Origin of the sequence: Tunturiibacter gelidiferens (assembly GCF_051013345.1) — a bacterium.
Taxonomy (GTDB): domain Bacteria; phylum Acidobacteriota; class Terriglobia; order Terriglobales; family Acidobacteriaceae; genus Edaphobacter; species Edaphobacter gelidiferens_A.
Map to the genome: position 1 here is coordinate 2,717,726 of NZ_CP132939.1, position 15,627 is coordinate 2,733,352.

Consider the following 15,627-nt stretch of genomic DNA (forward strand, 5'->3'; position numbering starts at 1 on the left):
GAACGAATAGAACCGCGCTACAATCAGCGAATGTCGCTGGAAATCCCTCCATCGCTCTCTTGGGCACATCCCATCACGGCCGAGTGGTTTCTCTCTAAATTCGGCAGCCCCACCGAGCCTCAGACCTATGGTTGGCCTGGCATTCTCGAGGGAAATGCAACCCTCATCTCAGCTCCCACCGGCTCAGGCAAGACCCTCGCGGCGTTCTTAGTCTGTATCGATCAGCTTCTCCGGCAATCGATCTCAGGCCAGCTGGCGCCCTGCACGCAGGTTCTCTACATCAGCCCTCTCAAGGCCCTATCCAACGACATTCAGAAAAATCTCGACGGTCCACTCGCCGAGATTCAACAACTGGCAATGCAGCGCGGGTATCTTTGTCCCGAAATCCGCACCGGCGTCCGGACAGGCGACACGCTTCCAAGAGAACGCGCTGCCATGCTCCGCAATCCGCCTCACATTCTCGTCACTACTCCCGAATCTCTCTACATCCTCCTCACCGCCGGCAAAAGCAGGGAACACTTGCGTCGCGTTCAAACAGTCATCGTCGACGAAATTCACGCGGTAGCCGATGACAAACGCGGCGCCCACCTGGCTCTGTCGCTCGAACGCCTCGACGCTCTCGTTACGGGGGAAAACCGCCTCAGCCCCGGCCAATTCCTGACTGGCCTCGCCACGCCACCTCAAAGAATCGGTCTCTCAGCCACGCAGAATCCGATAGAACTTGTCGCCAGCTTTCTCACCGGCATCCACGAAGACCGCAAACCCGCCACTATCGTGCAAGTAGGTCAGCGCCGCGAACTCGACATCGCGATCGAGGTTCCCAGCGACGAACTCGGCTCCGTAACCAACAACGGCATGTGGGAAGAGATCTTCGACAAACTCGCCGCCCACGCTCAAAATCACCGCTCAACCCTGGTCTTCGTCAACACCCGCCGCCTCGTCGAAAAGATCGCCTTTGAGCTCGCCACTCGTCTTGGCCCAGAGCACGTCGCAGCACACCACGGCTCGCTCTCCCGCACCCTCCGGCTCGACGCCGAGCAGCGTCTCAAGAACGGCGAAATCAAAATTCTGGTAGCCACTGCATCTCTGGAGCTCGGCATCGACATCGGCGACATCGACCTGGTCTGCCAGATCAGTACCACTCGATCAATCGCCGTCGCCATGCAGCGTGTAGGGCGCGCTGGCCACTGGCGCGGAGCCATCCCGAAAGGCCGCCTCTTCGCCACCACGCGTGACGATCTCCTCGAACAATCCGCTCTCGTCAGAAAGATGCGCTCTGGCGAACTGGATCAGTTACAAATTCCTCCTCAGCCTGCCGACGTCCTCATGCAGCAGATCGTCGCAGCCTGCGGAGCGGAGCCCTGGGAGGAAGACGCCCTATACAACACACTCCGCCGCGCCTATCCGTACCGCAACCTCACACGACAAGCCTTCGACAACCTCCTCATCCTCCTGACCGAGGGCATTGAATCCACTCGAGGCCGTTACGGCGCCTACATCCTCCGCGACGGCGTTCAACATCATCTCCACCCTCGCCGCGGTGCCCGCATGATCGCTATCTCTAACGGCGGCGCCATCCCCGACACGGCTCTCTACAGCGTCATCCTCCAGCCCGAAGGTGTCCAGATCGCGACCTTGGATGAGCACTTCGCCGTCGACTCCAGCCCTGGCGACGTAGTTCTACTCGGCACCTCAAGCTGGCGCATTCAGCGCGTTGAGGCCACCGGCCGCGTCCTCGTCGAAGACGCACACGGCGCACCTCCCAGCCTGCCGTTCTGGGAAGGCGAGGCCCCGCAGCGGACCCCTATCCTCTCCGACGGCATAGGCGAGCTTCGCGAACAAATCTCCGCCCTCACTTCCAACCTAACCCCTGGCTACCTCTCTCCCGCACAACCCGAAGTCGCCGCCGCATCCGCCTGGCTCATGCAGGAGTGCGGCGTCTGCGCCAGTGGTGCCCAGCAGCTCGTCGCCTACATCGTCACCGGCCGCGCCGCCCTTGGAGCGGTCCCCTCGAAAACCACCATCATCGCCGAGCGGTTCTTCGATGACGGCGGCGGCATGCAGCTCATCCTGCACGCTCCCTTCGGTGGCCGCATCAACAAAGCCTGGGGGCTGGCCCTGCGCAAACGCTTCTGCCGGGGCTTCAACTTCGAGCTGCAAGCCGCGGCCACAGACAACGGCATCAATATCTCCCTCGCCGAGCAACACAGCTTCCCCCTCGGCGATGTCTTTCAGTTCCTCACCGAACACACAGCGAAGGAACTTCTGGAGCAAGCCTCCATCGCTTCCCCCATCTTCAAAAATCGCTGGCGTTGGGCCGCTGGCCGCAGCCTGCAGCTTCTCCGCTTCTCAAAAGGCAAACGCATCGCCCCCAGATCCAACGCACGCGTTCGGAAGATCTCATGGCCTCCGTCTTCCCACAGGCTGCCGCCTGCTTCGAGACGATCGTTGGCGATATCCAGATTCCCAACCACCCGCTCGTAAACGAGGTCATGCAGGACGTCCTCCAGGAAGCGATGGACCTTGAGGGGCTTATCGAAGTTCTTCGCGGAATAAAGGAAGGCACAATCCGTTGCCTGGCCGTTGACACGCCCACCCCCTCTCAGTTCGCCCACGAACTCCTCAACGCCAATCCCTACGCTTACCTCGACGAAGCCGGTCTCGAAGAGCGCCGCGCCCGCGCTACCTCACTCGGCCGAAACCTCCCAGACGAACCCGGCAAGCTGGACCCCGCCGCCATCGCAGCCATTCGCAAAGAGATATGGCCCGATATTCGCGACGAAAACGAGCTCCACGACCTCCTCCACTCCCTCATCGCCCTCCCGCTCACGGTCATCGACCGCGAACAATCTCGCCACTGGCCCGTCTTCTACGAACGCCTAACACAAAGAGGCCGCGCCCAAACCCTCGACCTAAGCGGAACGCCCTGCTGGGTCGCCACCGAACGCCTCCCCCACATCGCTGCCCTGAATCCGCTCCGAGACGAATCTCGACTTCCCCAGTATGCGTCATCTCGACCGGAGCCGCAGACGGCTTCATCGTCTGCTGTGGAGTGGAGAGACCCCCGCATTTCGTGTGAGGCGGAACAAATCTCCGCCTCGGAGCAAAATGGGACCAAACCAGTTACACAAAAAGAATCCATCCAGAAATTAGTTCGAGGATGGTTACAAATTCTCGGCCCCACTACAGCCAACGCCTTCGCAAGCACGCTCCACCTCGACCCTGCCGCCATCTTCCAGGCCTTCCTCACAATGGAGATGCAAGGCCTGCTAATGCGTGGTGCTTTCGAGTATCCCGCAAAAACAGAAGACCACGATATCGAGTGGTGCGAGCGCCGCATTCTCCAACGTATCCACCGCCGAACCGTGGCAACTCTCCGCAAGCAGGTCGAACCAGTTACGCCCGCGGTCTACATGCGATGGCTCCTTACCTGGCAGCATCTGGCCCCGCAAACGCAGCTCTCTGGCGAAGAGGGCGTCTTCCAGGCTCTTCGCCAGCTTGAGGGCTTTGAAGCCCCTGCCGTCGAGTGGGAGCGCACCCTCCTTCCCTCTCGCGTTGCCAACTACGACCCCCGCTGGCTCGACGCCCTCTGTCTCTCTGGAGCAGTAGGCTGGGGCCGAATCTCGCCTCATCCAGCATGGTCTGCAGGAGACGGAACCTCCCCGCGGCGGGTCATCCCCACCAACGCCGCACCAATCACCTTCTTTCTTCGCGAGACCGCGGACTGGCTCCCTCACGCTCTTGCACAACAGTGCGTTCAAGAGGACAAGCTCGCCGCGGCCCTCAGCCCCGCGGCTCTGCAACTTCGAACTCTTCTCCAGCAACGCGGTGCCTGCTTCGCCAACGATATCCAGCGCATCGCTAACCTCACTCGACAGCAAACCCAGCAGGCTCTGTGGGAACTCGCCACCGCAGGCCTCGCGGCCGCAGACGGCTTCGACCAGCTCCGTGCCTGCATGGATCCCCGCCGTAAATCCATCACCACCGAAAGCTCAACCAAGCGCACTGCACGCAGTTCGGCAGGCAGATGGTCGCTGCTCAACGCAGAGCTCCACGCCGCGCCCACAGCGATCGAACAGGCTCACCGCACCGAAGCCGCTCTGGAATCCTCTGCCCGCCAGCTTCTGAATCGTTACGGCGTTCTATTCCGGGATCTTCTTCTCGGCGAATCCAACGCTCCCAGATGGCGAGATCTTCTCAATATCCTTCGTCGTCTCGAAGCTCGCGGTGAGATCCGCGGCGGCCGGTTCCTGTCCGGCTTTGGCGGCGAGCAATACGCACTCCCAGAGGCTGTCGAATCCATCCGCACCTCCCGCACTCGCGAGTGCAGCGCGATCATCGCCGTAGCCGCCGCCGACCCGATGAACCTCGCCGGCGTCGTCATCCCAGGGGATCGTGTTCCCGCTGTTCCCGGAAGACAAGTCCTTTATTCCAATGGCAGGCTCCACTCGGAAACTTGTGATCACGGGATTGTCGACCTCGTCATAGGCGTCCCACCCTATGTGCCGCCCGGCTATCCCCTCTCTCCTTTGCTCTGAGTCAGCAGCCGCAGCTCGGAACGCCTTTCACTACACCGCCTGCCGAATCCCTTGCGCGGCGTTGTCAACCCCTTTACTCGCGTAAGACAATTGTAATCAAACACATCCGCTTGGCGTATCAGTTAGGGTCAATCCGATATACTGAATAAACAGGAAAAACGGCGAGAAGTCTTCAGGGTCCTACAGAAGCGTTCGAAGCAGGAAAGCACGTAACCCCTTTCCCTGGACATATTTAGCTGTAACTCCTTTAGAATGATAATTTTGCAAATTTAATCTTTTCGTAAGTAGCTGATATAAAATGGTTTGCGCGGAAAATACCCCCAGGGGGTAGCTCCTGGCAAAGGAAGTCCCAATTCGCATAGAACGAGCCACTTTCTCCTCAAGTCTGACGGCGATAAAAAAGCCCGGCGGTGAAGAAAACAATGGCGATCATGAGAGCGAGGCGGGCGTGAAGAATGTTATGCAGCCGCAGACTGAGGAGTGCGTCCGCAAGCCACGCGGCGAAGCCCAAAAACCATATCCAAGCTGTCTTTTGGAACATCCGCATGCATCCAGCTCCAGGGAGAAGTTGCAGCCAAGGTCGAACAGGCGCGGTTCGCTGGCCTTGTTCTACACTAAGTAATAGAGACTCACCTAGGAGAAATACGTTGTCACAGCGCACTTTCAGCATCATCAAGCCGGACGCAGTTCGTAAGGGCTACTCCGCAGCTATCCTCGCCGAGATTGAAAAGGCAGGGTTTAAGATCGTTTCGATCAAACGGCTTTCGATCTCCAAGGCTCAGGCCGAGGGTTTCTACCACGTTCACGCGGCGCGGCCGTTCTTCGGTGAGCTGACGGAGTTCATGTCGAGCGGGCCCATCTTCCCGATGGTACTCGAGAAGGACAATGCGATCGCCGATCTACGCAAGCTGATGGGCGCGACCAACCCTGCCCAGGCTGAGGAAGGGACCATTCGCAAGAAGTTCGCCTCGTCAATTGGAGAGAACGCGATCCACGGCTCGGATGCCGAAGATACCGCGGCCTTTGAGATTGGCTACTTTTTTGCCGGTCACGAGCTGAAATAGTTAGTCCGATTCAGGCAAGCCGGCGGCGGGTGAGATCAGAAATTTGGTCACGCCCGTCGCCGCTGATCTTTATGCACACCGACAAGGAGAGATTGATGGGAGTTGAACTGCCGAAGTTGACGTTGCCAAAGGGGACTTTCAAGGCCTACCTGTTTGATTGTGACGGGACGATCGTCAATTCGATGCCGCTGCACTATATAGCGTGGAAGAGGGTCTTGGAGGAATGGAGCTGCGAGTTTGGCGAGCAGACGTTTTATGCGTGGGGTGGAATGCCGGTCGCAGAGATTATCACCACCCTGAATGTACGCGACGGTTTGACGATGCCAGTGGAGGAAGTGGCGAAGCGCAAGGAAGCGCTATACTTCGAGATTCTTCACGAGCTCAACGCGGTGCCGGAGGTCCTGGAGCATATCGAGTTTAGCCACGGACACATCCCGTTTGCGGTGGTATCCGGGAGCACCCGAGACTCTGTAACGGCTTCGCTGGAGGTGCTGGGGCTTCTGACTAAATTTGAAACGCTGGTCTGTGCCGGAGACTATGAGCGAAGCAAACCTGATCCAGAGCCGTTTCTGCTTGCGGCAAAGCGGTTGGGAGTGAAGCCGGAGGACTGCCTTGTTTTCGAGGATACGGAGATGGGAATTCAGGCGGCGACGGCCGCTGGCATGGCTTCGGTGAAGATATTACAACCGTGGGAGCGTGAGAACGCTCTGGTGGTTGTCCCGGCCATTGATTAGGTAATTCTCAAGGGGTTTTGCAGAAGTTACACATCGATCGATGATCTCGACCCAGGCGCTTCGTGGACCACTCCGTGAGCTTATGTGATCGGTCCAGATGACCGATGCTGTTCCCTTCCGCAGTGGATTCGTGCCCCCCTTGTCGCTGTTTCGCAGGGCTTCACGTATAGTGGCGGAGGTCGCTGGAGCGAACAATATCTCGTTGCAAACAGACCGCATAAAGAATGCTAAGCTCGAAAAATTGGCAAGGAGAATGACGATGAGATGGCTAAAGATTATGCTGCTTAGCATGACAACTGTGATGGCGGCACACGGCTCGGTGGCGAAGACCCCATTTGGAACAACACCCGATGGCACGGCAGTGGATCTTTACACGCTCAAGAGCGAAGGGATCGAGGCAAGCATCATGACCCTGGGAGCGCGCGTGGTTTCGATCAAGACCCCAGATCGCGACGGCAAAATCGCCGATGTGGTCCTGGGCTACAGCGCGTTGGATGGCTACCTCGCGGATAAGTCGACATACTTTGGTGCGATCGTGGGACGATATGGGAATCGCATCGCGTTCGGAAAGTTTTCGCTCGATGGCCATCAGTACCAGATCCCAACCAATAACGGCGCCAACTCGCTCCATGGCGGTACGGTGGGTTTCGATCGCATGGTCTGGACAGGGCGAGCTATTGCAGATGGTGTGGAGATGACGTTGGTGAGCAAGGACGGCGACCAGGGATATCCAGGAACGCTGACGGTACACGTACGATACACGGTTCATCACGGCGCATTGCGCATCGACTATAGCTCCTCGACCGATAAAGACACCGTGATTAATCTCACCAATCACTCGTACTTCAACCTTTCAGGCGATCCTAAGAAGACCATTCTTGATGAACAGATCATGATTCCGGCTGATCAATACACACCGGTGAATGCGAGCCAGATTCCTACGGGAGAGTTGGTTTCGGTAGAGGGCACACCATTTGATTTTCGTAAGTCTACGGTTATTGGTGCACGGATCAACGAAGACAATGAACAGCTGAAGATCGGTGGTGGTTATGATCACAACTGGGTTCTGCGCGGCAAGACTGGTGAAGTAAAGACAGCGGCCCGAGTCTACGACCCTGCGAGCGGACGTGTCTTGACCGTGACGACCACTGAGCCGGGAGTTCAGTTCTATACGGGCAATTCACTCAATAGTGCCGCATATGGCAGCGCGCAGCAGAGCAATGCGAAGAACACCGCCCTCTGTCTCGAGACGCAGCACTTTCCGGATTCGCCGAATCATCCTGCTTTCCCGACGACTGAATTGAAGCCGGGCGAAGTACGGCACAGCACGACTACCTTCACCTTCTCAACACAAACCAAGTAGAAGGCTATAAACGCGGCGTGTTTTCTTCCGCCGCACAGGGGATTTTCTTCGATGAATAAAGTTGTTCGCACCGCATACGAAGCAGTTGCGGATATCAGCGCAGGTTCGACGGTAATGCTTGGAGGCTTTGGCCTTTGTGGGATTCCAGAGAATCTGATTGCTGCGCTGGTCGAACGCCGCGTGACCGGGCTACACACGATCAGCAATAACATGGGCGTCGACGGCTTTGGGATGGGACTGATGCTGGAGGCAGGAATGATTGCTTCGCACGTCGGCAGCTATGTGGGCGAAAACCGGCGGTTGGAGGCTATGGTGTTGAAGAAAGAGCTTGATCTAACGCTCATACCACAGGGAACGTTGGCCGAACGAATTCGCGCGGGCGGCGCGGGTATTCCAGCATTTTATGTGCCGACCGGATTAGGTACTGTGGTGGCGGACGGTAAAGAAACTCGCAAAATTGGAGAGAGGACTTACGTTTTGGAGCACGCACTGCACGCGGATGTTGCTTTGATCAAAGCGTGGAAGGGCGATCGTTTAGGGAATCTGGTTTATCGGAAGACGGCGAGAAACTTCAATCCGGCGATGGCCACGGCCGCAAAACTAACGATTGCCGAAGTCGAGGAACTGGTAGAGCCAGGGGAGCTTGATCCGGACAGCATCATTACGCCGGGGATCTATGTAAATCGCATCGTGGTCGGCGCGGCTTATCGTAAACCGATTGAGTCCAAGTTCATTCAGTCCGGAGGTGCGGCGTGACAGGGAAGGAGCGGATTGCGCGAAGGATAGCGCAGGAGTTTCAAGATGGCTTCTATGTGAATTTAGGCATCGGGCTGCCGACCATGATTGCAGGGTATGTGCCTGCAGGTATCGATGTAATGTTCCAGTCGGAAAATGGAATGCTGGGTGTCGGTGCGCCCCTGCCGATGAGTACGCTGACCCTGACCTCATCAACGCGGGGAAACAGCCGGTGACGGAACTCCCGGGGTGTTCATTTTTCGGGAGTGAGGAGTCATTCGCGATGATTCGCGGTGGACATATGGACATGAGCATCCTTGGGGCAATGCAGGTCGATGAGCATGGAAACCTTGCGAACTGGACGATCCGGGAAAGATGGTCAAGGGCATGGGGGCGCGATGGATCTGGTGGCGGGGGCGCGTCGTGTAATTGTTGCGATGGAGCATCAGACTAAGGATGGAGCTTCGAGGATTTTGAAAGAATGCACGCTGCCGCTGACCGGACAAAGTGTAGTGCATGATATAGTCACGGAGCTTTGCTGGATTCGCGTGACGGTTGAAGGGCTGATGTTGACTGAGGTCGCCGAGGGGATGGACGTCGCGGAGGTGCAGGCACGGACCGACGCGAGGCTATTAGTTTCGCCAGATCTGCGAGTGATGACCGTCAAATCATGATTCACACGCTTGGTGTCGGATGTACCGGCACACCATTGGCGCTTACACGAGCCCGACACTCTAGCGAATTCATTGTGGTATAACGAAGTCTGTCTCGGGTGCCCACCAGGGCATAACAGGGAAGTCCGGTGAAGAGCCGGCGCGGTTCCGCCACTGTAAGTGAGGAAAGCTGCTTTGAAGTTCCACTCGGCCCGATGGCCGGGGAAGGTGAAGCGGCGTGCAGATCACCCTGCAACCTCCAAGCCAGGAGACCTACCCGAGAGTAACCGGCAGACTTCTGCGGAGAACAGGAAGATGCATGATCGCTGTCATGCGGTTTCTCATTTGGGTTTACTACCTCGAGCCTGCGGCCGTGACATCAGAAAGAGGTGCGAACCTTGACTGATATGCATCGGCAGCGCGTAGTACGGGCGGATGGGCGTCCTGTGAATATAGTGCAGCGACGCGCACACCTCTCCTACTGCTTTTCAGGATGCTGTTGTGGGCGGACTGAGCGCGGCTACGCACAGGTCCCAGTCGAAACCTACAAAGAGGAATGGACTCGCCGGAAGATGCGCAATACCGTCCATCTTACGAAGGCCGGATGCCTCGGACCGTGTGTTTTATCTAATGTTGCGAGTCTTGTCTTTGACGGACGCTCGGTGTGGTTTCATTCCGTCAACAGTCCCTGGCAGGTGAAGCAGATATTTTCGTACATTGACGCAATGTTGGAAGCGGATCGTTTTCTACAGCCGCCCGACGAGTTGCTTGAGTATGTCTTCAACTTCTACGACTGGGACGCGCGGCCAGTCGCTCCATTTTCGAGTTCTGCGGAGAGCATCGCACAGCAAAAGTGCAGGGCATCGCAATCTTGACGCATGCCGACACCGACCTGGTTACGCTCCAGAACGCGCGCGTTGCCCTGCCTGGAGACATCGATGTATTTCCATACTCATTGAACGGCCTACGAAGTGAAGAGCAAATGACCGCGCTGCTCGAAGGAGCTTTGGCGCGTGCTCGCGTTATCGTACTGCGTTTGCACGGACCATTGAATTCGGTTGTCGGCTTCCCGCTTCTTCGTGTCATGTGCGTTACCCAAAATCGATTCCTCGTCGTAGTGAGCGGAACCGGGGAGATGAATCCTGAGTTTCTCAGTGCTGGTACCGTCGATCTGGACGTAGTCGCGTCTGTAACGACTTATTTCGAGCGTGGTGGAACATCGAATATCTTGGAATGCCTGAAGTTTTTGTCCGACCGTCTCCTGCTGACGGGGCACGGCTATGAGAAGCCTTCAACACCTGCGGAGCACGGGATTTACATGCCAGATCTGGAGCATGCGGAGTACGAAGACTGGCTCCAACGCGCAGATCCTGCGAAGCCCACTGCAGCCATCCTGTTCTACCGCGCTCACCTTCTTAGCGGGAATACTGCGTTCGTTGACGCTCTTGCTGATGCCATGGAGTCTCGTGGCTTGAACGTACTCTGCATCTTTACATCGAGCATGAAGGCTCTGGATGATGGTTTTCCAGCGGCGCTCCGACTTGTTGAACGACGCGTCAATGTGGTTGTTACCACGTTGTCTTTTGCCCTGGGCGAGATCAACACAGGTGATGTGACACTTGCTGGCGAGAATGTTTCGATCCTAGAGAGGTTGGGAGTTCCGGTTATTCAGGCGATCCCAAGCGGGATGTCAAGGGGAAACTGGGAGGTCTCTCGGCGCGGTTTAAATGCGTTGGACACGGCGATCAATGTGGCACTTCCGGAGTTTGATGGCCGCCTCATCTCCGTCCCGATCTCGTTTAAGGAACGGGGGAATGTCCAATCCGGCGATCTTTATGTCCCCCACCCAGAGCGGGCAGACCGAGTCGCTGGAATTGCTGCCCGGCTCGCGAGACTCCAGATTCTAGCCAATCCTTATAAGCGTGTCGCGTTTGTTCTTACGAACTCTTCGACGAAGGCTGCACAGGTCGGGAATGCGGTTGGTCTTGACTCGCCGGCGAGCCTGCTAAATCTGCTGCGCGCCATGAAGGGACGCCGCTACTCCATCGGAGACCTGCCGGAATCGGCCGATGATCTGATTCACGATCTTCTTTCACGGGGAACGTACGACGATGTATATCCTCTCGACGGGGCACGCGCCCACAGGTACTCGCGCGCGGTCTACCGCCGACGTTTCGAACGCTTTCCTGACGTCCCACAGAAGCGTTTGAAAGATTCGTGGGGGCAGCCAGCTGATCATGGTTATACGCTGCGATCGTCTTCGAAGATCGACAAGAAATTGATGAGCGAGGTTGCGATTAAGATTGCTGCGATGGACTTTGAGCCATTTAGTGATACTGATGACTATCTGTTCGCAGCAATGCGTCTGGAGAACGCACTGATAGCAATCCAGCCGCCGCGCGGGTATGGGCTGAATCCCGATGCCATTTATCACGCTCCCGATCTTCCTCCGACTCATCATTACACAGCCTTCTACCAATGGCTGGCGACCTCTGTGGAGGAGGGTGGATGGGGTGCCGATGCGATCGTGCATGTTGGAAAGCATGGAACGCTTGAGTGGCTGCCGGGAAAATCTGTTGGTTTGTCTGGCGACTGTTTCCCGGATCTACTACTCGAAGACATGCCGCTTATCTACCCGTTCATCATTAATGATCCAGGGGAAGGTAGTCAGTCGAAACGTAGAGGCCATGCGGTAATTGTGGATCATCTAACACCGCCTATGACTAGTGCAGAGACGTACGGGCCGCTCGCTGCATTGAATCAATTGGTGAATGAGTACTACGCAGTTGAGAAGCTGGACCCCTCGAAGCTGCCTTTCATCCAACAACAGATTTGGGAGTTGATTCAGGATGCGAATCTCAAGACCGATCTCGATTTGAAGAATATGCTGTCCCGCGACCATGGCGATCATAAACACGATTGGGAGGACGAACTCACGCCGGAAGGAGTGCCGGTTACGCTTGCGGAGATGAGCGGAAGCGAAGTTGCACATCTGATTGAAGATATTGATGGGTATTTATGCGAGCTTGGCATGGCGCAGATCCGCGATGGTCTGCACATTCTTGGCAATATGCCAGAGCTTCCCGAGATGCTGCTCTCCATGACGCGATTAGCGAACGTTGGTTCGCCCAGTCTCTTAGATGCCATCGCCCGCAACGTACAGTTTGACTACCTGGCGCTTCTCGAAGAGCCAGGAAAGAAGCTCGACGTTGCAATCGCTCTGTCTGAGACTGTTTGTTACACAAATGCTGACGTACTCGAAGTGCTGGATAAAATGGCGTTAGGTCTCTACAAAAGACTTGAAGAGCTTGGTTTTCGTGTTGATGGGCTCGAAGATCTGCAACATGCGATTGTCGGCTCTGCTTCGGAAGAAGTCACAGAAGCTCTTACCTTCGCCTGTCGGGAGATTGTTCCAAATCTTGAGCGGGTCAATGAAGAGGTTGAACATGTCCTCGATGCTCTGGAAGGCCGCTACGTCCCAGCGGGGCCTGCCGGGGCACCCACACGCGGGATGGCGCACATTCTTCCCACTGGTAGGAATTTCTACGCGGTCGATCCACGAGCGCTTCCCTCTGAAGCTTCGTGGCGGGTGGGTCAGCAGCTTGCTCGTGAGGCGATAGAGCGCTACCGTGCGGAGGAAGATCAGTACCCCGAGACAGTAGGGCTCAGCGCATGGGGTACTTCGCAGATGCGTACGCATGGTGACGACGTTAGCGAGGTTCTGGCGCTACTTGGTGTGCAGCCTGTATGGAACAAACAGTCGAGGAGGCCGGAGGGAATCACCCTAATTCCGCTGGAAAAGCTCGGTCGTCCGCGCATTGATGTCACGCTTCGAATCAGCGGATTCTTCCGTGACGCGTTCCCTCATCTCATTGACATGATCGACGACGCGGTAGCGCTCGTCATTCAGCAAGATGAGCCGTTGGAGATGAATTTCGTCAAAAGGCACTATCTGCGTGACATCGAGAAAAATAGAGATCAGGGTGTCGAAGAAGCGGAAGCATCCGCAAAATATCGAATCTTTGGTGCGAAACCTGGCACCTACGGCACGGGTGTTCAGGCGTTGATGGAGACGCGTCATTGGAAGGAGGACGCGGATATTGCGCGAGTATTTCTCGAATGGGGTGGCTACGCGTATGGTAAGACAGCAAACGGTGTGGATGCACGGGGCATATTTTCGGAACGGCTGAAAAGCGTACAGGTCGCGGTGCATAACCAGGACAACCGCGAGCACGACATCTTTGACTCTGATGATTATTTCCAATTCCACGGCGGTATGGTGGCGACAATCCGCGCACTTACCGGGGTACAACCCAAGGCTTACTTTGGTGATAGCTCCCGCCCGGATGCTGTCCGCGTGCGCGACCTGCGCGAAGAAGCGCTGCGTGTCTATCGCTCGCGCGTGATCAACCCGAAATGGATCGACAGCATCAAGCGCCACGGTTACAAAGGTGGGCTGGAGCTAACAGCGACCGTCGACTATATTTTCGGCTTCGACGCGACGGCGCACGTAGCCCCAGACTTTATCTATGAAGGGCTCGCCAAAGAATATGCGCTCGACGCTGATACGCAGGATTTTCTGAAACAATCAAATCCTTGGGCGTTGAATGCGATCGCCGAACGTTTGCTCGAAGCGAATGAACGTGGACTATGGGAAGACGCAAAACCGGAGACACTCGACGCCTTACGTGGAGTTCTGTTCGACAGCGAAACGCTTTTGGAGGCACGCGGTGAGATGAGAAGGAGCGCGGTATGACCCGTCCAGCTTATCCGTTCGCCGCGATTGTCGGCCAGGAGCAGATGAAAATGGCGTTGCTGCTGGCCGCTGTAGATTGGCGCTTGGGAGTGCTGTTACGTGGAGACAAAGGCGCGGGAAAGACCACGACAGCGAGAGGCCTCGCCGAATTGCTTCCGAAGCCCGGCCGCTTCGTCAATCTTCCAATAGGGATTACGGAGGACCGTCTTCTTGGCGGAATGGATTTGGGAAGAACGTTGAAGGGTGAACCAGCGCTTCGGCCGGGACTGGTGGCAGAAGCGAACGGCGGTGTTCTTTATGTCGACGAGGTCAATCTGTTGCCTGATCATCTTGCCGACGCGCTGTTGGATGCGGCTGCGACGGGTGTAAGCACCGTCGAGCGAGAAGGTTTTAGCGCAGTTCAGGAAGCACGATTCGTCTTAATGGGAAGCATGAATCCAGAAGAGGGATTGCTGCGGCCGCAGTTGCTCGACAGGTTTGCCCTCGTTGCCGATATTATTGCCATCGGATCGGCTACCGAAAGACGGGAAGTCGTTGAACGGCGCATGTCTTATGACACCGATCCTTCACATTTCGTAGCCCAGTGGATGGAGCAGCAGACCTATCTTCAGCAGCGTATCGCAGCTGCGAGGGTGATGCTCTCGTCTGTGCGATGTCCTACTGCTATGTTGGAGCAGATCAGTACGATCGTTTGCGAGCATGGGGTCATATCTCTTCGTGCAGATCTCGCCATAGCGCGGGCCAGCTGCGCACAGGCCGCTATGCTGGGTTGTGAAGAGGTCACGGCGGAACACATTGTTGCAGTATTGCCGCTCGCCTTGGCTCATCGCATGACGCGTTCGCCTCACAGGCCACCCTTTCCCCAGACGCCCGCGTCACTATTGCCCCAAACACCGCCGCCGGGTAAGGAGAATGAGGGGACAGACGAAATGACCCAACAGCGCTTTTCTTCCCTGTCAGTCAGAACGCCCGAGTTGCGTTGGACCGTGGACGATAGTAGAAGCGGAACAACGGGTGGGCGCAAAGGGCAAGCGCCGGGGCCAGTTGTCAGAACGAGAAAGAACGAGAGGCCTGGCGAACTGGATTCTCGTCTTTCCGTACTGGAAGCTGTCATACAGACCGGCCAACCGAGCCCACGTCCGCAGGACTTATATGAGAAGATGCGTGAGCCATTAGTCGCATCCCGATTCTTGTTTGTTGTGGATTCGAGCGGATCGCATGCTGCGCACGAACGGATGAGGATGGTCAAGGGCGCAGTGGCCGGTCTCATTGAACGTTCTCTGCGGCGTCGTGACGAGGTAGCAGTGATCGTATTTCGGGGAGAATCTGCTGAGATTCTAGTTGCTCCTACAAGCGACGTAGCGACGGTCCTCGCTGCTCTGGAGTATTTGCCGACAGGCGGCCGTACCCCGCTTGCTCATGCTCTCGAACTGGCAAATCAATTTGTAACCCCCGAAACGCTTTTATTGCTTGTCACCGATGGACGCGCAAATGTTCCTTACGGCAGTAATGACGCCTGGGACGACGCGTTGCAGGCGGCGGCTAAGATTCAATGTCCCGGCTTAGTCGTCGACACCGAGTCGAGCAATAACGCGTTCGGTAAAGCGAAAGAACTTGCTGACACTATGCGGGCGGAGTGCATTAGCCTGTCAGAGTTTGAAGCAGGATATGATTTTGCCGTTCTGCTCAAAAACAGTGTTGGTCGATAAAATTGCGAACTCTTATGTTTTGGAGATGGGATAGGCGACGCGACGTATCCGGGCAAATTCTGCCGCGCCGCCCTG

General features: G+C 56.6%; 10 protein-coding genes, 2 pseudogenes and 1 riboswitch. Of the genes and pseudogenes, 10 read left to right on the plus strand and 2 right to left on the minus strand.

The features are described 5' to 3' along the window. The first annotated feature begins 30 nt into the window (after positions 1–30). Positions 31–4,538: pseudogene (locus tag RBB80_RS13350) on the plus strand (DEAD/DEAH box helicase). A gap of 379 nt (positions 4,539–4,917) precedes the next feature. On the opposite strand, the gene RBB80_RS13355 reads toward RBB80_RS13350, so the two are convergent. Further along, positions 4,918–5,085 carry a hypothetical protein gene (locus RBB80_RS13355; RefSeq protein ID WP_433968687.1) on the minus strand — a complete coding sequence of 56 codons (168 nt, stop codon included), beginning with the start codon at positions 5,083–5,085 and terminating at the stop codon, positions 4,918–4,920. 100 nt (positions 5,086–5,185) lie between these two features. Between RBB80_RS13355 and ndk the strand changes: the two genes are divergently transcribed. The 7 genes and pseudogenes from ndk to RBB80_RS13390 all read left to right on the plus strand — a co-directional run bounded on the left by ndk (position 5,186) and on the right by RBB80_RS13390 (position 9,962). Beyond that, positions 5,186–5,602 (plus strand): nucleoside-diphosphate kinase, encoded by a 417-nt coding sequence (gene ndk, locus RBB80_RS13360; RefSeq protein WP_183791874.1) that lies wholly within the window; start codon positions 5,186–5,188, stop codon positions 5,600–5,602. A 95-nt stretch (positions 5,603–5,697) separates the two neighbouring features. After that, positions 5,698–6,336, plus strand: coding sequence for an HAD family hydrolase (locus RBB80_RS13365; RefSeq protein WP_433968688.1), 639 nt, complete (start codon positions 5,698–5,700; stop codon positions 6,334–6,336). 259 nt (positions 6,337–6,595) lie between these two features. Then, positions 6,596–7,699, plus strand: a complete 1,104-nt coding sequence (locus RBB80_RS13370; RefSeq protein WP_433968690.1) for an aldose epimerase family protein — start codon at positions 6,596–6,598, stop codon at positions 7,697–7,699. Between the two features lie 51 nt (positions 7,700–7,750). Next, entirely contained in the window at positions 7,751–8,455 is a 705-nt protein-coding gene (locus RBB80_RS13375) for a CoA transferase subunit A (protein WP_433968692.1), read from the plus strand. A gap of 56 nt (positions 8,456–8,511) precedes the next feature. Next, positions 8,512–8,888: pseudogene (locus tag RBB80_RS13380) on the plus strand (CoA-transferase). Further along, complete coding sequence (locus RBB80_RS13385) at positions 8,776–9,108, plus strand: CoA-transferase (protein ID WP_433968694.1); 333 nt, start codon at positions 8,776–8,778, stop codon at positions 9,106–9,108. The pseudogene RBB80_RS13380 and the gene RBB80_RS13385 overlap by 113 nt, the downstream one beginning before the upstream one ends. A gap of 79 nt (positions 9,109–9,187) precedes the next feature. Beyond that, positions 9,188–9,382, plus strand: a riboswitch (cobalamin riboswitch). Positions 9,383–9,485: 103 nt separating this feature from the next. Next, entirely contained in the window at positions 9,486–9,962 is a 477-nt protein-coding gene (locus RBB80_RS13390) for a hypothetical protein (protein ID WP_433968695.1), read from the plus strand. 89 nt (positions 9,963–10,051) lie between these two features. On the opposite strand, the gene RBB80_RS13395 is transcribed toward RBB80_RS13390, so the two are convergent. Next, a complete protein-coding gene (locus RBB80_RS13395; RefSeq protein WP_433970164.1) occupies positions 10,052–10,363 on the minus strand; it encodes a hypothetical protein in 312 nt (103 codons plus the stop codon). On the opposite strand from RBB80_RS13395, the gene RBB80_RS13400 reads away from it, so the two are divergent. Both RBB80_RS13400 and RBB80_RS13405 read left to right on the plus strand, forming a co-directional pair. After that, complete coding sequence (locus tag RBB80_RS13400) at positions 10,334–13,843, plus strand: cobaltochelatase subunit CobN (protein WP_433969660.1); 3,510 nt, start codon at positions 10,334–10,336, stop codon at positions 13,841–13,843. The two genes, RBB80_RS13395 and RBB80_RS13400, sit on opposite strands and share 30 nt — an antisense overlap. After that, on the plus strand, positions 13,840–15,552 hold the full coding sequence (locus RBB80_RS13405; RefSeq protein ID WP_433968697.1) for a VWA domain-containing protein: 1,713 nt from the start codon (positions 13,840–13,842) through the stop codon (positions 15,550–15,552). The genes RBB80_RS13400 and RBB80_RS13405 overlap by 4 nt, the downstream gene beginning before the upstream one ends. Positions 15,553–15,627: the final 75 nt, after the last annotated feature.